At 63.2% G+C, this 18674-nt stretch carries 14 protein-coding genes; 5 read left to right on the forward strand and 9 right to left on the reverse strand.

Going from position 1 to position 18674, the window contains the following annotated elements:
- Both WBQ77_RS12135 and WBQ77_RS12140 read right to left on the reverse strand, forming a co-directional pair.
- A partial coding sequence (locus tag WBQ77_RS12135) for an alpha-2-macroglobulin family protein (RefSeq protein WP_424060450.1) occupies positions 1-4380 on the reverse strand: 4380 nt, incomplete at its 3' end.
- A 108-nt stretch (positions 4381-4488) separates the two neighbouring features.
- Complete coding sequence (locus tag WBQ77_RS12140; protein ID WP_424045089.1) at positions 4489-5403, reverse strand: LysR family transcriptional regulator; 915 nt, start codon at positions 5401-5403, stop codon at positions 4489-4491.
- A gap of 220 nt (positions 5404-5623) precedes the next feature.
- Between WBQ77_RS12140 and WBQ77_RS12145 the strand changes: the two genes are divergently transcribed.
- Positions 5624-6049, forward strand: a complete 426-nt coding sequence (locus WBQ77_RS12145; protein WP_424060451.1) for a DUF1513 domain-containing protein — start codon at positions 5624-5626, stop codon at positions 6047-6049.
- Between the two features lie 273 nt (positions 6050-6322).
- The gene (locus WBQ77_RS12150; RefSeq protein WP_424060452.1) at positions 6323-8554 is read left to right on the forward strand and encodes an AsmA family protein; all 2232 of its coding nucleotides are present in this window, start codon (positions 6323-6325) and stop codon (positions 8552-8554) included.
- Between the two features lie 33 nt (positions 8555-8587).
- Here the strand turns inward: WBQ77_RS12150 and WBQ77_RS12155 are convergent, their stop codons facing one another.
- On the reverse strand, positions 8588-9193 hold the full coding sequence (locus tag WBQ77_RS12155; RefSeq protein ID WP_424042566.1) for an invasion associated locus B family protein: 606 nt from the start codon (positions 9191-9193) through the stop codon (positions 8588-8590).
- Positions 9194-9347: 154 nt separating this feature from the next.
- Here WBQ77_RS12155 and rimO point away from each other — a divergent pair, with 154 nt between their 5' ends.
- Positions 9348-10733 (forward strand): 30S ribosomal protein S12 methylthiotransferase RimO, encoded by a 1386-nt coding sequence (gene rimO, locus WBQ77_RS12160; RefSeq protein ID WP_424060453.1) that lies wholly within the window; start codon positions 9348-9350, stop codon positions 10731-10733.
- 147 nt (positions 10734-10880) lie between these two features.
- On the opposite strand, the gene WBQ77_RS12165 is transcribed toward rimO, so the two are convergent.
- Positions 10881-11039, reverse strand: coding sequence for an integrase core domain-containing protein (locus WBQ77_RS12165; RefSeq protein WP_424060454.1), 159 nt, complete (start codon positions 11037-11039; stop codon positions 10881-10883).
- Between the two features lie 36 nt (positions 11040-11075).
- The gene (locus WBQ77_RS12170) at positions 11076-11768 is read right to left on the reverse strand and encodes a glutathione S-transferase family protein (RefSeq protein WP_424060455.1); all 693 of its coding nucleotides are present in this window, start codon (positions 11766-11768) and stop codon (positions 11076-11078) included.
- A gap of 87 nt (positions 11769-11855) precedes the next feature.
- Between WBQ77_RS12170 and WBQ77_RS12175 the strand changes: the two genes are divergently transcribed.
- Together WBQ77_RS12175 and WBQ77_RS12180 are read left to right on the forward strand one after the other, a co-directional pair.
- Entirely contained in the window at positions 11856-13244 is a 1389-nt protein-coding gene (locus tag WBQ77_RS12175; protein ID WP_424042600.1) for a leucyl aminopeptidase family protein, read from the forward strand.
- Positions 13241-14098, forward strand: a complete 858-nt coding sequence (locus WBQ77_RS12180) for an NlpC/P60 family protein (protein WP_424042570.1) — start codon at positions 13241-13243, stop codon at positions 14096-14098. The genes WBQ77_RS12175 and WBQ77_RS12180 overlap by 4 nt, the downstream gene beginning before the upstream one ends.
- 9 nt (positions 14099-14107) lie before the next feature.
- Here WBQ77_RS12180 and WBQ77_RS12185 read toward each other — a convergent pair whose 3' ends face one another.
- The 4 genes from WBQ77_RS12185 to yejB all read right to left on the reverse strand — a co-directional run.
- A complete protein-coding gene (locus WBQ77_RS12185; RefSeq protein ID WP_424042571.1) occupies positions 14108-15742 on the reverse strand; it encodes an ABC transporter ATP-binding protein in 1635 nt (544 codons plus the stop codon).
- On the reverse strand, positions 15739-16656 hold the full coding sequence (locus WBQ77_RS12190) for a cation diffusion facilitator family transporter (protein ID WP_424060456.1): 918 nt from the start codon (positions 16654-16656) through the stop codon (positions 15739-15741). The genes WBQ77_RS12185 and WBQ77_RS12190 overlap by 4 nt, the downstream gene beginning before the upstream one ends.
- Positions 16657-16666: 10 nt before the next feature.
- A complete protein-coding gene (locus WBQ77_RS12195; RefSeq protein ID WP_424042573.1) occupies positions 16667-17830 on the reverse strand; it encodes an ABC transporter permease in 1164 nt (387 codons plus the stop codon).
- On the reverse strand, positions 17830-18674 hold an 845-nt coding region (gene yejB / locus WBQ77_RS12200), incomplete at its 5' end, for a microcin C ABC transporter permease YejB (RefSeq protein ID WP_424060457.1). The genes yejB and WBQ77_RS12195, both read right to left, overlap by 1 nt.

An 18674-nucleotide genomic window follows, 5' to 3' on the forward strand; every position in this document is an offset into this window, starting at 1 on the left:
GTTCGGGAGCGCGTTGGCGGCGACCTGGAACGCCTTCTCCGCGCGCACCCGGTCGCCGAGCATTGCCAGCGCCGCACCGATCTCGGCTTGCGCCGCCGGTGAGCCGAGCGCGTCCATCTTGACGTCGGCCACGTAGCGGAGATCGCCAACCGGCGCGGCCCCGTTTCGCGCCAATACGTAGAGCGCGTAGGACAGCGCGAGGCCGCCATCGTTTGAGACATCCGGAGCCGTGCTCACATAGTTCCGCAAGCGGTTCACAGCCATCGTGAAGCGCTCTTTGGGGATCGCATGGCCTTGGGCCTGCGCGCGCGTCAGGAAATCAGTGACATAGGAGTCGAGCCATGCATCGCCGCCGCCCGGCGACCAGAGGCCGAAGCCACCTTCATAGCCCTGACGGGCCAGGACGGTCTCGATGGCGGTACCGATGCGCTTGCCGATGTTTGCCGGTTTCGCCGATTCTGCCTCCAGCTCGCTGAGATAGAGGAGCGGGAGCGCGCGGCTGACGATCTGTTCGGTGCAGCCCAGCGGGTAGCGGTCGAGGGCTGCCAGCCGGCCCGTCACATCGAGCGCCGCCGTCGGCGTGACCGAAAGCGAGAGGCCGCCCGTTCCAGGAACGAGGTCGGCGAAAACATCGTTCGAAAGTTTGAGGCTCTGGCCCGGAGCAATTGCCGTCACCGTGCGGCGCGCAAAGATCTGCGACGCTGGCTTCACCGTGATCGCATAGCGCCGCGCGACCTCGAAGCTGTCGGGTCCGGTCACCGTGACGTTGACGCTTGCCTCGCCCACACCCTGCGCCGTAATCGGGAAGGATGCGGCGTTGCGCGTCTTGGCATCGATACCGAGGATCCGGTCCATTTTCGGCAACGCGATCGGACCCGTGGTGGCCAGCGCGATTTCGTAGTCGCCGCTCGCCCCTTCCACATTGTCGAGGTCCAGGCGCAGCGTCGAGTGGTCGCCCATCAGCAAGAACCGGGGGAGAGTGGTTGTGACCACGACAGGGTCGCGCACGATGACATCGCCCGTGCCATGTCCGACTTGCGTCTTGTTCCAGGCGACTGCCATCACCCGCACCGTGCCGGTGAAGGCGGGGAGGTCGAATTCGATCTCCGTGGCGCCGTCTTCGCCAACCGTGACAATGCCCGAAAAGAGCGCAAGCGGTGGCCCCGCGGGCGGGCTCCCTTGGAGCGTTCCGGCGCTTGCATCGCCGCCGGTCCGGATCTGTCCGCGCGCGCCCTGCATGCCGTCGATCAGTTGGCCGTACAGGTCGCGAACCTCGGCGGAGAGTTTACGCTGGCCGAGATAATACGCGTCCGGGTTCGGCGGTTCGTAGCCGGTGAGATTGAGTATGCCCACATCGACCGCGGAGACGACGATCTGTGCCTGTTCGCCGGGCGCAAGATTGGCCAGCTTCACCGGAACGCGCAGTTTCGAGTTGGGCCGGATGAGGTCAGGCAGATCCATCGCGACGCCAATCGTGTTCTGCGCCTTATCGATGCTGAACCATTGCGCGCCGATGGCCCGACCCGGCATGCGTTTGGCCTCCGCATCGAGCGGTCGCCGGAGCGTGGCCAGCACATAGGCGCCTGTGCCCCAATCCGTGCCTACGGTCAGCGGGATTGTCGTGAGGCCAGGTTCGACGTCGGTCGTCGTTTGCGTGAGCAGTCGGTCGCCTATCACCGAAAGGGTCACGGTGCCGGCACTGCGCGCGGTCACGGCCACGTTCATCGTGTCCCCTTGCGCATAGCCGGGCTTTTCCAGCGCGATCTCGAGCCGGTCGGGCGTATCGGCGTTGGCTTCCGCATACCAGCCGGAGTCGAAGCCGTAGGTGGTAACGGGACCGAGCGGATCGGGGCTTTCGACTTCGAGTCTGTAGCGTCCCCAGGTCGCTGGCACCTCGATAGAAGCGGGCGCGTCCGCGCTCGCGTCGATCACGCCATCCGCAACGCGGCGCGTGACCTTGATGGGCTCATAGTTCCAGCTGCCATACTGCCGGTACCATTGATATTTCGACTCGATGCGCAGGAGCGTCCACTTCACGCCCTTGCTCGCCACTTGCGCACCATCGCGCGCGACCATCACCACGTCGAACTTGGCGATGTCGTTGTCGCTCAAGGACGCGCCTTTGAACAACGGCTTTACACCGATCATGTCCGTCTTTGGCTCGACCGGCAGCGTCAGGTCGTGCTCGACCGCGCGGCCACCCGGTTCTGCCAACTGAACCACGATCTTGGCCTCGAGAGGACGTGATGAGGCAGGCAATGTCGGGAGCGCGATATCGAACGCGGCACGGCCCTTGGCATCGGTCTTGGGCAGGTCTGCCAGCGGCAGCGTTGCGGCCGTAAAATCGTCGTTCGCATCTCCGCTGGAGGTGCCAAACGAATAGCCCGCGTAACCCGGACGGGCGCTCGTCGCCGTGATTTTGACCTCGCCATCGATTGGGAGCCCGGAGGCCGGTGCGCCGTAGAGGAAACGGCCATCAAGTGAGATCTCAGCCGGAGCTGCGGGCGACAGACTCTTGGCGGTGGTCGCGATATTGAATTCCAAGCGCTCGGGAACATAATCTTCGACGAGGAAGCTCGTCTCGCCGATGGGCGCCGCGTTGGGATCGGCATAGATCTTGACCCGATAGGTGCCCGTCTGCGCAGAGGCGATCAGCGGCAGATCGGCGGAGATGCCGCCAAAGCCTGAATCGGCGGCGACAATGCGGCGATACTCAATGCCGTCGGGCCGGTCCACGACGAGGGTCGCGTTTAGGTTCGGGACGGCAATGCTAGCCGCGTCTCGCAGCAGCGCCGTAATATGCACGGTCTCGCCGGTACGGTAGACGCCGCGCTCGGTGAATACGAAGGAGTCGTGCCCCTTCGGTGCGTCGCGTCCGGCAACGCCCCGGTCGGTCAGATCGAATCCCGGCGTTTTCAGGCTGAGGAAGGCGTAGTCGCCGTTTGCGCCGGTCGTGACCAGAAGCGCGGGCGCAAGTCCGCCCTTCCCACGGGAAAGGCCGGGAGCGAAGGTGACGGTGCCGTTCGCGTCGGTCCTGGTCGTACCGAGGATCTCGTTGTTGCGGGCGATCAACCGGACGTCGGCAGCGGCGATGGGGCCTGTGGTGGCCAGCGAGTTGACGAAGGCATGAATGCCGTCAGAACCCCAATAGGCTGTGAGACCGAAATCAGAGACGACGAACCACTGGGTCGCGCGCTCGCCGTAGTCGTCGCCGGGAACGTCGGCCGGGTTCGCGGCCAGGATGTACACGCCGGGGGCCAGCTGGGGCACGGCCTCGCTGATCGGGAAGGCCGTCGTGACCTCTTTGTTGAGCTCCTTCTTGACCTGAAGCGTGCCGGTCCAAACCTTCTGGCCGCTCTCGTCGGCGATGCTCTCGAGACTGTACTTGTAGAGATTGCGCCGGAAGTCATAGCCCAGCACAGTGCCGAGCAGATTGCGGTCGCCGATGCGATAGAGGGTGACGTCGAGTCCGCCCGTGTTGACCGACAGGAGCGGGATGCCCTGCTGGCCGGTACTCGGCAGAACATATGCCTTGCTTGCCAGTCGGACCGACGGCGTCCGATCTCGTACATAGATGGTGAAGGGCGTGTCTTTCACGAGGTCTTCTCGGACGGCCGAGGGCAGTCCTTCGCGCAAGGTCACATTGTAGGACTCGCCGTGGGCAAGGCCCTCGACACAGAGTTGTTTGTCGTCGAGCGAAAGCGCGGGCTTGTCCTCGCCGGTAACGGAGATGTACGGCGCATAGTCCGCGCGGGCGAGCAGGGGCTCGGTGAACTGGAAACAGGCCCGTGGCGAGGCGGCGTCGGAGTCCACGCTGAAATCGGCGACACGGAACCCGTATTTCTCGCGAAGCTGAACGTAGGTCGCCTCGAGGCCCGGATCGTCATCGAGCGTAGTGGCCAGCCGCAGCGCAGTCAGCGCAGGACGCCAATCGCTACCCTTTGCGAACGCATTAGCCAGCGATCCAAGCGCGGCGGCCTCGTCCGAGGGCGTCTTCGTGCGGCGATAGGCAATGTAGGCGGCCGTCCGCGCATTGCGGTAGCGCGCGCTGCCATCGTCGCTTTCGTCGGGGGGAATGGCGAGCCAGATGTCTGCTAGACGCCGCCAGGCCGTGGCGTCGTTGGGGGCCGCCGTCACGATTTGCCCATACAGGAACGCGGCGTTCCCGAGCTTGCGCTGCCGGAGCTCCGTTGCCGCCTGTTCCTTCAGCATCGGAACGGGTCTGTCTATGGTGCCGGACTCGTTCTTGAGGTCGGCGATGAGGGTGATGGCCGCGTCGTCGAGTGCGTCGTCTTGATAGGTCTTGTCGTCGGCAAGAGCCGAAAAGGAGATGCAGGCGCAAAACACAGCGGCAAGGCCGGTGCGGAACCACACAACCATAATTGTCCTCCAGGCGCCCGGCCCTCGGCGGCGAGCGGGCGAGGAACGCATGGTAGCGGAGCATCCTGATGGAAACAAATGAGGGCCCGCCGGCCGCTCAGCGTGGGCCTACGCCGCGAACTCCCCGGCGATCCTGGTGAACTGGCCGCGCAGCCACTGATGACACTCGTCCCGGTCGTAGCTCGTGTGCCACAGCAGGCGAACCGGGAAGGTCACGGGCTTAACCGGCTGTGCAATCCGGGCGAGACCGAATTGACGTTCCAATATTCCCGCAAGCGAGGCGGGGAGCGTGAGCAACGCATCGCTGTTCAGCGTGGCCAGGACGCCGACAAGCGTCGAGGAGACCTGAGAGTCTTGCCGGACGGCCAATTTGGTTTGCGCTGAACCGCGTCCGAGTCCTCGGAACCCCGGAAGGGAATCAACGGACACATGCTCGGCGGCGGCGAAAGCTTCGGCATCGGAGCGCCGCTTGAGATAGGGATGATTGGGCCGCGCCAGGGTCACGAGTGTGTCGTCAAAAAGCTTGGCGGCGCGGACGTCGGGTGCCTCGGCGCTCTCGCCCGCACTATCGATCACGAAGTGGCAGCGGGCGTTCCTGAGGTCGTCGATCGTCGAATCGGCATGGGAGGGCGTCCACTCGACTCGCACGCTCGGCGCGGCCTCCTGCAAGCGCTTGCGTAAGGGCTCGATGAGGATCAATTCGCCGGCCTCGTTCGACGCTGCGGCAAACGCGCGCAGCGTAAGCGATGGGTCGAACGGCTTGTTGGGCCGCAGCAGGCTCTCCATGCCGGCGAGGATCACGTGAACCGTGGGTGCGAGTTCCTGTGCCCTGGCAGTCGGCACAAGCCGCTGCCCGGCGCGCACGAAGAGCTCATCATCGAATAGTTCCCTTAGCTTAGCCAAGGCATGGCTGATTGCGGAGGCGCTTCGCCCGAGCCTCTCGGCGGCCCTGGTAACGCTGGCGTCGACCAGCAGAGCATCGAGCGTCACGAGCAGATTGGCGTCGACTTCCTTAAGATGCATAGCGCTCAACTATTCTCCTGAAAACTATTCACTTCATTCATGATAGGGCCGACCCTAGGGTGGCTGCAAGACATTCGGCTGCCCAGCCCGAGTGTCTGAAGTGTTTCAGCCCGAGCCGAAATGCTTCCTCATCTCAGCCTTGCGGCGGCCCCTGGCCTCCTGCCTAAGGGCCGCCGCATCTTTACCACCACCATAGACGGGAACGATGCTGAATGGGGCGATGGATTGGGAACCCCCCATGATCTATCGCCTCGCTTCGACCCTTACGCTCGCTCTCATGCTTCTTGTTCTTAGCTTGCCCGGGTCCAAGGCCAGAGCGGATGCCGACCACACGGCGATCGTTAAGGCCGCGCTAACGAGAGTGATTCAACCGAGTTACGAGGCCTTCGCAGCCGATTCCGAACGCTCTGTCGTCGGCGCCTATGCCCCCCGGGGCGGGGTGGTCACCTATTGGGATGCGACCGCACGCCGGTTTCTCGGAGCGTGCAATGCGCGCGACGGCTGCGGGCTCGCGCCCACCCATCGCGGTGCGACATTTTTGCTCACCAGTGGTGAAGGCTGGCTCGCATCCGGTGGCACGGACGGCCTTGGGCCGCGCCAGGCCACGCGTTACCACTGGGACAATCACGCGATTTTAGTGCGTTAGGCGAGTGGGTCTGGCGGACACAACCCGTGGGCAAGGCCGTCCGGTGGACGTTGCGGGCAACGTTCCAATTGTCACCGCATTTGTCGGGCTAAGTCGCGCGGCTCATTCGGGGGATCAATGCACGGCCACTCTTCAGACAAAACGCGGCGGCGTTCGCGCGCGCTTGTGCCGTTCTCGCGGCCGCCTGTGCCTGCCCCTATGGGGTATCGCGGGGTCAAACTCCAAGGCGCTGTGCCGCAAGAGCCCACCTGTCCCGGCATCTGGAGGCGAGGATTGAAGATCGGCGGCGGGGTCCTCGCAGCCTGTGCCGTCGCGCTTCTTGGCGCCAATATTCTCGCCCCATCGTCCTGGGTTGAAGCGCGCGCCACCGAGTGGCTCAAGGCACAGACCGGGCGCGATCTGGCAGTCAACGGCGCCACGCAGCTTTCCTTCTGGCCATCCCCCCATATTGAAATCACCGATGCCATAATCACCGCGCCAGAGGCTGGCGAACGGGCTGCGAAACTCTCGATTCCGAAGCTGGAAATAGATCTCGGTTTCCTGGGTCTGTTCGGCGGCGCCACCTCGATCGAGCGCATCGTGCTCGAACGGCCGGTTCTTGCCTTACACGCCGATGACGAGCGGCAAACCGCGCAGCCCGTGAGCGAGGGTGGGACGGTGGCGGCCGCCGCGGCGCCCCTGACGCCGGACTTGCTGATGCCTGCCCCCGTCGCGCCAAAGGCATTGGCCATCGAGGACCTGCGCATTCAGGACGGCACAGTCCTCGTTCACAGCGCGCGCCGCATCAAGCCAAGACGGTTCGACCGCATCAACGCCGGACTCACCCTACCGGCGCTCTCGGCACCTCTGGTGGGGCGCGGTCAGTTCAACTGGCGCAACAAAGCCGTCGGCTTCGACTTCGAATTGGCCTCGCCTGCAGCCCTGACCGAGCAGCGCCGGGCACGGCTGCAGTTCACCGTCGCTGCCGACACGGTGGACGCGCATTTCAATGGTGATGTTGTAACCGTGCCGCGCTTGAAGGGCCAGGGAACGCTCTCGGCGAAAACGCGCTCCGTGCGTCAGTTCTTTGCCTGGCTCAAGGGCGTGTCCGGCGTGGTCCCGGTCACGGGCGCGGGCGAGCTCACCAGCACTGCTGCCTGGACCAGCGAGGCGATTGCGCTGAGCGACATCCGCTTCGTGCAGGAGAATGCCCGCGGCGAGGGACAGGCACAAATCGCCCTGACGGCCCCACGGCCACGCATCGAGGGCAATTTCGTTATCGATGACCTCAATCTCGGCCCGTTGCTGGCCCTTGTGGGCGGCGGCCCAAGATCGAGCCTTGGCGCCCCGGCGCTGATACCATTGGTGTCCCAGAGCCAGCCGGGCGGCACGACCGATTGGTTTTCCACGCCCGCAGGTCCCTCGGCCCAAATCGAACAGCCCGTGGTTCCTCCGCCCGGACCGTTCGCCGGGGCAACGGCGCCGCGCCTTTTGACACCGGGACCTGGGGTCTCGCAGCCGAGCCTCACCATTTCGATGCCGCAGGCGGCGATCGATCACGTGCTGGAGACGGACCTTGCATTCGGGCCGGCCACGCCCCTGTTCGATGCCAATGTCGACTTGAACATCCGCAAGGCCCGGCTCGGCGGTGTCAAGATCGGGCCGAGCGCGGTCAGCCTCGACTTTGTGGACGGGTCTCTCAAGGCGACACTCTGGCGCATGTCGTTCTATCGAGGCGATGGACGCGGGACCTTGTTCGTAAACGTCGCCGATCCGGTTCCGAGCTTCAGTGGAGATATTCGCTTGCAAGGCGTCGACGCAGGCCCACTGCTGAACGACGCCATGGGACTGGACAGGTTGGCAGGGCAGGGCAGGCTCACCCTCAACATCTCGGGCGAAGGCCGGACTGCGGACGACATCGCCTTGTCACTCAGGGGCAACGGCGCGTTCGCCGTCGACGAAGGCACCATCGATGGGATCGCGCCGGCTGCAATTATTCGCGGCCTTGAGTCCGGGACATTCGACGTGTGGCGGGTTAGTGCCGCCAAGACGGCTTTCAGCCTGCTTGCGGGCAGTTTCGACATCAATCACGGTCTCGCCAGGACCCGCAATCTCAGGCTGAGAAGTCCATCTGTGAGTTTCGATGCGGACGGCGTGGTGAACCTGCCGCGTGAGACGCTCGATATCCTGGTGAACCCCGGCCCGGTCTCAAAAGAGCAAGGTGGGGGCGTTGCGGCCGTGGCCGAGCACCTCGCACCGCTTCGGATCGAGGGTCCGCTGACGAGCCCCCGGATCGGTTCCGCCGACAGCCCGCTAATGGCCGGCAGTGATGGATCGGGCCCGGTCTTCAGGATGCCTGGTCTGGTCCTCCGGGAGAGAGGCCGCGCCAAGCGTGGCCGGCTCACCGATGGCGGCGCGGCAGACGGGCGGAAGCCGTTGCAGCCCCGCGCGCTCGCCCCGCCCTTCGCCGTGGCGCCAAAAGACAGCGACGGTTCACCGCCTCTGCGTATGGAATCGTTGCGCTAGACCCCGCGCGCTATGCCCATTGTGCCCATGTCGCTACTTCTGCTTTGAGAGGAGCGCTGTGCGTTTTTTGTCCAAAGCCTTGAGGCCAAGTGGCAGGCCGTCGAAATCGGCGATTGTCTGGATCGCCCTGCCGTTCAGCGCGTAGACGATGATCGTTGCTTGTTTCGACTTTGAAAGCTCCTGCCGCATTTTGTCGGGCACCAGGAAGAGTGCCTTGCAGCCCATTGGCAGGCAGGTCTGGAATGGCATCCGGTAGGTCTTGCCCGTGTCCGTCGAAAACTCCACGCCGCGTTGGAGCGCGACGCCGGTGGGGCCATCCACCCGTAGGACCAGGCGCCCTTTAGGTCCGTAGGTCAGGATGACGCGGAAGATCAGATTCTGCGTCTTCTTTTCGATCAGGGGCAGGACGAGCGAACAACGCTCCTTTGCGGTTTTCGGATCGCCTTCCTTTCCGCACAGCATGGTCCAGTGGCCATATCCTCCCGCAACCCGGGCCGCCGGCTTGGCAGGCGCGGCCGGAACCTTTTGGGCGGCTGGGGCCTTCTTCGCGGCCGAAGACTGGGCCAGCGCCGAACCGGGCGCGGCACTGCAGAGTAGGGCGGCCGCGAAGATCGCCAAAACCATCGGATGCCGTCGCATCAATAATTCCCTTCTCGCTATGCCGGCCGCGCCTTGTGTGCAGCCATATCTAACCTCGGGGACACAAGTCGCAAACGCGCCTTGTTGCAAGGTCCTTGCGCTGTCCGGATCGCAGCCACTTGCCTCGGGGCTTGGCAGCCTATAAGTGCGACCGATGACCCAAGTGCCACCGGACGAAAAACCGCCGAACCAAGCGGGAAGTTCTCCCAAGATCGGACTCGTGAGCCTCGGATGTCCCAAGGCACTCGTCGATTCGGAGAGGATTGTGACCCGCCTGCGCGCGGAAGGCTATGTGCTTTCGCCAAGCTACGAAGGGGCCGACGCCGTTGTCGTCAACACGTGCGGTTTTCTCAACAGCGCCAAGGAAGAGTCTCTCCAGGCTATCGGAGAGGCGCTGGCCGAGAGCGGCCGCGTAATCGTCACCGGCTGTCTCGGGGTCGAGGCCGATCGCATCCGCGATCAATATCCCGACGTTCTCGCCGTCACGGGGCCGCAAGCCTATGAAGTAGTCGTCGAGGCCGTCCATAAGGCGGTGCCGCGGGCGCATGATCCGTTCATGGACCTCGTGCCGCCAGAGGGCGTCCGCTTTACGCCGCGCCACTACGCGTATTTGAAGATCTCCGAGGGCTGCAATCACGCCTGCAGCTTTTGCATCATTCCGCATTTACGCGGACCGCTGAAAAGCAGACAGCTGAGCGATGTTATGCGCGAGGCCGAGCGGCTCGTCGCCGCCGACGTGCAGGAACTCCTCGTGATTTCCCAGGATACGAGCGCCTACGGTCTGGACCTCGGATACGCATCATCGGACTGGGGCGGCCGCCCTTACGAAACGCGCTTCGCCGACCTCGCCGAGGCGCTCGGCTCTCTCGGTGTCTGGGTCCGCCTGCTCTATGTCTATCCCTATCCGCATGTGGACCGGGTGCTGCCTTTGATGGCGGACGGACGCATTCTGCCCTATCTCGACATTCCCTTTCAGCATGCTAGCCCGCGCGTTCTGAAGGCGATGCGCCGACCGGCCCATCAGGAGAAGACGTTGCAGCGTCTTGCGCATTGGCGCGCGCAGTGTCCGGAGCTTGCGGTTCGCTCCACCTTTATCGTGGGCTTCCCCGGCGAGACGGATGAGGATTTCGCGGATCTACTCGATTGGTTGACCGCGGCGCGGCTGGCCCGCGTCGGGTGCTTCAAATATGAAGATGTCGATGGCGCACCAGCTAACGCGTTGCCCGACCAAGTACCCGCAGCGGTTAAGGAAGAGCGCTATGCGCTTCTCATGGCGCACCAGCAGGCCATCAGTGCCGAAGTGCTTAGTGGCCGTGTCGGTGAAACGCTGGAGGTCATTGTGGACGACGTCGACGCGGAAGGTGTCATCGCGCGGTCGTACTGGGACGCACCGGAGATCGACGGCAATGTCTTTATCGACGACGCCGAGGGACTTCGGCCAGGCGATAGGGTGATGGTTAGAGTGAGCGACGCGAGCGAATACGATCTATGGGCAAGCCCCGTGCAGCGTTCGGCACCAGCCGAGGAGCCCGCCGCCTAGCAGCAGACCAGTCCGCCAGCCTAGCAGGGATTCTCTTCCTTCTTTACTTGCAGGCTGCGCCGCGGGCGGGCGTAGAAGGTCTGACCCAAACTGAAGGAGCCAGGACTAAAAAACGTGCTGAGGCCGAGCAGCGGCTTGGAGGTATGTCTAGCCCCCTTGGTCTATACCATCTTGCGGCGATTTCTCTAATGACGTCTCGGGCACGGGTGGGAGCATGCCGATGGCGTGGTGTGGACGGATGTGATTGTACTGGCGGAGCCAGCGGTTGATGACGGCTTGGGCGCCGGCCAGACTTATGTATCCCAACTAGTGCGTATACGCAGTATTCTTTAAGGCCGCCGTCTAGACCAGCGCACTTGCGCGCATCTCGGCCTCTGCGTCGGCCAGCCACGCGGCCATATCGGGCATGGCATAGACCGCGTCGACATAGGCAGCCGCGGTGCCATCGTCACCGAACTCCGCGAGAGGCACGCCATAGGTGCGGAAGCGGGTCGCGACGGGCGCATACATGGCGTCCGCGTTGGTGAAGGTGCCGAACAGGAGCGGACCGCTGTGGCCGAACCGCGCTCGTGTCTCCATCCACAGCGCAACGACCCGCCGGATATTGTTGGCCAGGGTCTCGCTGACGTCGGGCATCGGAAAGCGCGAAACGAGATCCATGGGCATGTCGTTGCGCAAGGCCTGGAAGCCCGCATGCATCTCGGCAGACACACTGCGCGCCGCCGCGCGCGCCGTCGGATCCTGCGGCCACAGCCCCGCGTCCGGATACTGTTCGGCGAGAAATTCGACGATGGCGAGGCTGTCGTAGATCACCCCGATATTGGTCTTGAGGGCCGGGACTTTGCCTGATGGCGAGTGCTTGAAAATCTCGGCCTTGCTCTCAGGCAGCCGGAGGCGGACGCATTCCTCGTTGAACGGCACGCCGCAGGCTTTGAGGGACAGCCAGGGCCGCAGGCTCCAAGACGAATAGTTCTTATCGCCAATTACCAGCGTGCAGCCCGTGCCCGTCATCGTTCCGCCTTCCATCGTTGTCATGCTTCCGCTCCCCTGCCATTAATGCGCGGCCCCTTCAAGAGTCATCCGGAATTTTTCATGCCGACACACGCGATCTCGCTCGATCCCATGCGCCAAACGCTCGACGACTTGGTCTTAGAGCCGGGCGCGCCGTCCATTCCCATTGAGCTCGTTACATCGGGTGAAGGCCTCGCAGCGCTTGGTGGGCGCGAGGCCCGCTGGGTCGAGGCCCGGGGCTGGAAACCGTCACAAGGTTCGGTGCTCCTTGTCCCCGGCGAGAATGGTGCCATCGCAAAGGTTCTCTTCGGCACGGGCGGCACGGATTGGGCTGAGCGCGCGCCCATGCTTACCGGGGTGCTTCCGGGTGCGCTGCCGGCTGGCGACTATCGGTTCGCGAGTGCCTTGCCCGATCCAGATCTGGCTGTGCTGAGCTTTCTGAAAAGCTGCTATCGTTTCACGCGCTACAAGTCCTGTGTTTCGGAGGATATCAAGCGTCTCGTCCTGCCCGAGGGGGCGGATCGCGCGCACGTCCTGGCGTTGGCCGAAGGCGTCTATCTCGGGCGCGACCTGATCAACACGCCTGCCAACGATTTGGGGCCCGCCGAACTCGAAGTCGTGGTGCGCGACGTCGCCAACACATTTGGCGCGAACATCAAGGTAACCGAGGGGTCGAACCTGCTGTCGGATAATTTCCCCATGATCCATGCGGTAGGCCGCGCGAGCGACCGGCACCCGCGCCTGATCGACATTCATTGGGGCTCGGAGAATGCGCCCAAGGTCACCATTGTCGGCAAAGGCATTTGTTTCGATACGGGCGGGCTTAACCTTAAGCCGGGCAACGCCATGAGCTTGATGAAGAAGGATATGGGCGGTGCCGCCGCGGCGCTCGCCTTCGCCGTGATGGTGATGCGGACCAAACTGCCGGTCCGTCTGCGCGTGATCATCCCTGCCGCCGACAACTCGGTCGCGGGCAATGCCTTCCGCCCCGGCGACGTGCTGCCCAGCCGCAACGGTATGACCGTCGAGATCGGCAACACCGATGCGGAAGGGCGCCTCGTGCTCGCCGACGCCCTTAGCCTTGCCGATGAGGAGGCGCCGGATTATCTCGTTACCTTTGCGACTTTGACCGGCGCGGCCCGGGTGGCGCTGGGTCCGGATCTCCCGCCCTTCTACGCAACTGATGAGGCGTTCGCGGACGCCATGCTGAAGGCCGCGCACGCGGTCGGGGACCCGGTCTGGCGCATGCCCTTCTGGGCGCCCTACGATGTATTACTCAAGAGCAGCATTGCCGATGTCAATCACATCTCCGACGGACCGTTTGCAGGCTCCGTAACGGCAGCCCTGTTTCTCAAGCGCTTCGTGCAGAATGCCAAGCGATACGCCCATCTCGACATCTACGGCTGGGTGCCGCGCGAGCAGCCGGGCCGGCCGCGCGGCGGCGAACCACACGCTGCCCGCGCGCTGTTCGAGTACTTCCGTGGAGAGCTGAACGCGTGACGAAGCTCGATCCACGCCGGCATCCGTTCCGCGAAGACCTTGCGGCCGAGAGTTTGCGTGGTGTGGTCGATGCCGAGCGTTACGTGCAGGGAGATCGCCGGCAGGTGGCGGCTTCGGCAGTGCCATTGCGCCGGGAGCCCCATGCGGCTGCAAATCTCGATACCGAGGCGCTCCATGGCGAGACCATGGCCGTCTTCGACGAGCGGGACGGCTGGGCCTGGGTGCAGCTCGATCACGACGGTTATGTGGGCTATGTACCGAGCGAAGGGCTTGGTCCGGTGCGCCCACCCACGACACACCGCATCGCCGCGCTTCGAACCTATGTCTTTCCCGAACCGGACGCCAAAGCGCCGCCGCTGCGCATGCTCAGCCTGAATGCGCGCGTGTGCGTCACGGAGGAGGGCATGCGCTATGCACGGCTCGACTCGGGTGGGTTCGTCTATGGTAGCCATCTCGCGCCCATCGGCCGGCACGCGCCGGATTTCGTCGCCATTGCTGAGGGCTTTCTCGGTGCGCCCTATCTTTGGGGCGGACGCACCAGCGTCGGTTTGGACTGCTCTGGCCTCGTGCAATTGTCGGCCGCAGCCGCAGGCCATGCGCTGCCACGCGATGCGGACATGCAGGAAGCCGAAGCCGGCGCGCGCATCAATGTACCAGACGGTGCGGGTTTAAGGCGCGGCGATCTCATCTTTTGGGAGGGCCATGTGGGCATTATGACGAGCGCGGACCACTTTTTGCACGCCAACGCCTATCACATGGCTGTCGAGCTCGAGCCCTTTGAGGATGCCCGCCGGCGCATCAAGGACGCCGGTTTCGACGTCACAAGCGTGCGGCGGCTAGCGGAGAGCCCTTAGCCGAAACGGCTAAGTGGCAACGACATCGGCCGGCGTCGTCTCCAACTCAAACGCCGCGGCGAGCAGAGCCTTGGTATAATCTGTTTGCGGATTGGCGAAGACCTCCTGCGAGGGGCCTTGTTCGACCACCTTCCCGTTCCGCAAAACCAGAATGGAATTGGCCAGCGCACGGACGACTTTCAGATCGTGGCTGATAAAGAGATAGGCCAGCCTGTGCCGTTTCTGGAGATCGCGCAGCAGGTCGACGATTTGCGCCTGTACGGACACATCCAGCGCCGACGTCGGCTCGTCGAGAATGAGGAATCTAGGTTCGAGAACCAGCGCACGGGCGATGGCGATACGCTGACGCTGGCCGCCGGAAAATTCGTGCGGGTAGCGGTCCCGGACTTTCGCGTCCAGCCCCACTTCCGTTAGAGCCCGTGCGACGCGCTCATCGCGGTCTTTCTGCGAGATGCCCGGGTTTTGGATCAGCAAGCCTTCCTCGATAATCTGCCCGATCGACATGCGCGGGCTCAAGGAGCCGTACGGGTCTTGAAAAACGATCTGCAGCTCTTTGCGCAAGGGCCGCATCTGTTTCGAATCGTAGCCGTCGATGCGTTGGCCGAGATAGACGATCGGCCCCTCGCTTGAGATCAGCCGCAGGATTGCCTGACCGAGTGTCGTCTTGCCGGAACCCGACTCGCCGACCACGCCGAGCGTCTGCCCCTCCTTGACGTCAACATCGATCCCGTCGACGGCTTTGACATGCCCGACCGTCTTGCGCAGGAAGCCGCGCTTGATTGGGAACCACACTTTCAGGTCGTCCGTCTTGAGGATGGTCTTGGCGTCCGGGTCCGCTGGTGGCGGAGAGCCTTTCGGCTCCGAGGCAATGAGATGCTTCGTGTAGTCGTCCTTGGGGTGCTCGAAAACGTCCTTCGTGGTGCCGCGCTCGACGATCGCGCCCTGATGCATGACGCAGACCTGATCAGCCATCTTGCGTACGATCCCCAGATCATGGGTGATGAGCAGCATCGCCATGTTGAACTCGTCCTTGAGCTGCAGCAGCAGCTCGAGAATCTGGGCTTGGATCGTCACGTCGAGCGCCGTTGTTGGCTCGTCGGCGATCAGAAGGTCCGGCTCGTTCGCAAGCGCCATGGCGATCATCACACGTTGGCGCTGCCCTCCCGACAATTGGTGGGGATAGGAAGCAAGCCGCTCCGTAGCATCCGGAATGCCAACCTTGGTCAGGAGGTCGATGACGCGCGCGCGGGCCGCATCACCCGTGATCCCCATATGGATGCGCAGGACTTCAGCGATCTGACGCTCGATTGTATGGAGCGGGTTCAGCGACGTCATCGGCTCCTGAAAGATCATGGAAATCTGATTGCCGCGCACATGACGCAGCCCGTCCGGCGGCAGAGCCAGGAGGTTCTCACCCTTGAAGTAGATCGCGCCCGCAGGATGCGACGCAGCCGGGTAGGGAAGGAGCTGGAGGATCGACAAGGCCGAGACGGTCTTGCCGGAACCGGACTCGCCTACGAGGGCGAGGGTCTCGCTCCGGTCGATCTCGAAAGAGACATCCTTCACCGCATGGGTGGCCTTCTCGCCCGCACGGAAGTCCACGCACAGACTGTCGATGGATAGGAGGGTGGGCTTGTCGGTCATGAGGTTGCTCGATGAGGTTCGTCGGTCGTGTCGGCGCATGCGCGGCACTCTATTTCGACCGTCGCGTGATCCAGGTTGAACTTGTCTTTCAGCCGCCCCTTGACGCCCTGCACGACGGCGTTGTTGTCGGCCTCATCGCCGATTACAGCGTGGAGCGTTACCATGCGGCGGGACTGGGTGATGGACCACACATGGACGTGGTGAACCTCGTTCACGCCGGGCACGTTGCTTACAAGGTCCGGTGCGATATCGCGCGTGTCGAGTTCCTGCGGCGCGCCCTCAAGCAAGATGTGCGCGGACTCCGAGACGACGAACCAGCCGCTGCGCAGAATAATCAGCGCTACGAGGACTGAGAGCAACGGATCGATCGGCGTCCAGCCCGTCAGCATGATCACGGCGCCCGCGATCAGCGCGGCCACCGACCCCAGCAGGTCGCCAAGCACATGCACCGCCGCACCGCGGACATTGAGGTTCTCGCGGTCGGCCCCGCGCAACAGCATGAAGGATACGATATTCACCAGGAGTCCCGCGATGCCGATGATCACCATGATACCACCAGCCACATGCGCTTCGCCCTGGATGAGGCGGTGTATCGCTTCGTACACGATCCAGCCCGCGATCGCGAACAAGGCGAGGCCGTTGGTGAAGGCGACTAGAACCTGGAAGCGGTCGAAGCCATAGGTGCGCTTCCAGTCTGCCGGCCGTCGCGCCAATCGGAATGCGAACCACGCAAGTGTCAGCGACGCGAAGTCCGTGAGCATATGTCCGGCATCGGCAATCAGCGCCAGCGAATTCGCGGCAATGCCGCCCGCCAGCTCGATAAACATAAACCCGCCGGTGAGGAGCGCAGCGATCCCCATGCGGGTCTCGTTCTTCGCGGTAACCGCGTGGCTGTGGTCGTGTGAACCGTGCATGTGCCCCGCCTCAGGTCAGCGTTTTGCGCGGATCGAGCGCATCACGCACCGCCTCGCCCACGAAAATCAAAAGACTCAGCATGACGGCGATGACGAAGAACGCCGTCAGCCCGAGCCAGGGAGCTTGCAGATTGTCTTTGCCTTGCGCCAGTAATTCGCCGAGCGACGGCGATCCGGGCGGCAGTCCAAAGCCCAGGAAGTCCAGCGACGTCAAGGTCGTGATCGACCCGTTCAGGATAAAGGGCATGAAAGTCAGCGTGGCGACCATCGCGTTAGGCAACAGATGCCGGAAGATGATCTGGAGATTGGGCAGGCCGAGAGCCCGCGCCGCCGTGACATATTCGAAATTGCGCGCGCGCAAGAATTCGGCCCGCACGACGCCCACCAGCGCAACCCAGGAAAAGGCCAGCAGGATACCGAGCAGGATCCAGAAATTGGGTTCGATGACGGCGGCCACGATGATCAACAGATAGAGCTGCGGCACGCTGGTCCAGATCTCGATGAAGCGCTGGAATAGGAGGTCCGTCCAGCCGCCGAAATAGCCCTGAAGAGCGCCGGCGGAAACGCCGATGATCGTCGAAAAAATCGTCAGTACAAGTCCGAACAGAACGGAAATGCGAAAACCGTAGATGATCCGCGCGACCACGTCGCGGCCCTGGTCATCGGTGCCGAGCCAGTTCCACTCAAGACTGGCATTGCAGGGGTGAAAGCCCTTCTCGACGGCAAGCTCGCAATCTTTGTCGGTTAGAAGCCAGGTGGGCTTCACCGGAAACGCCATCGGCGGGTTCTTATTCTGAGTATTGTAGGAGAAGCGGATCGGCGGCCATAGCATCCAGCCGCCCTTCTCAGTGATCAGCTCCTGCACGACAGGATCACGATAGTCCGCCTCGGTTTCGAAGATGCCGCCGAAATCTGTCTCGGGATAGGCCTGGAAGACGGGCCAATAATACTGGCCCTCATATTCGACGAGGATGGGTTTGTCGTTGGCGATGAACTCGGCGAAAAGGCTGATCACGAAGAGAAACAGGAAGATCCATAAGGACCAGAAGCCGCGCCGGTTGGCTTTGAAGGTTTGCCAACGCCGCTTGTTGAGCGCCGTAAACCAAGGCCGGGACTGCGGAATCCCTTCCGCCGCAATCTCCTCGGTGACGCTGACATCCGTTGGCGCGTCCATCAGACCTCCCGCGTCTCAAAGTCGATGCGCGGATCGACCCAGGTATAGGTGAGGTCCGACAGAAGACTGATCAGCAGTCCGAGCAGCGAGAAGATGTAGACGGTCGCGAACACGACTGGATAATCGCGGTTGACGATGGACTCAAAGCCCAGCAATCCGAGCCCATCCAGTGTGAAGATGGTTTCGATCAGAAGCGAGCCCGCGAAGAACGCGCCGATGAAAGCGCCGGGAAATCCGGCGATGACGATCAACATGGCGTTTCGGAAAACGTGCCCGTAAAGCACTTGGTGTTCGGTCAGTCCCTTCGCCCGCGCCGTGATGACGTACTGCTTGCGGATCTCCTCAAGGAACGAGTTCTTGGTGAGGAAGGTCGTCGTCGCGAACGCCGACAGCGCCATGGCGGTCAGCGGCAGCACCAAGTGCCAGAAATAGTCGAGGATCTTTTCGTACCAGGGCAGGGACCAGAAATCCTCCGAGACCAGACCCCGCAAGGGAAAAATCTGCAGGAAGGAGCCGCCGGCGAATAGCACGATCAGGAATACGGCAACTAGAAAGCCCGGAATAGCATAGCCGATGACGATCACGCTCGAGGTCCAGACGTCGAAGCGCGAACCGTCGCTCACTGCCTTCCGGATCCCGAGCGGAATGGAGATCGCGTAGGAGATCAGCGTCATCCAAAGCCCGAGCGAGATCGAGACGGGCATGCGTTCCGCGATAAGTTTGAGGACGCTCGTGTCGCGGAAATAGCTCTCGCCGAAGTCAAACCGCAGATAGTTCCAGATCATCTGGCCGAAGCGTTCGTGCGCGGGCTTGTCGAAGCCGAATTGCTTCTCAAGGCTGGCAA

Origin of the sequence: Methyloceanibacter sp., from assembly GCF_049590335.1 — a bacterium.
Classification (GTDB): Bacteria; Pseudomonadota; Alphaproteobacteria; order Rhizobiales; family Methyloligellaceae; genus Methyloceanibacter.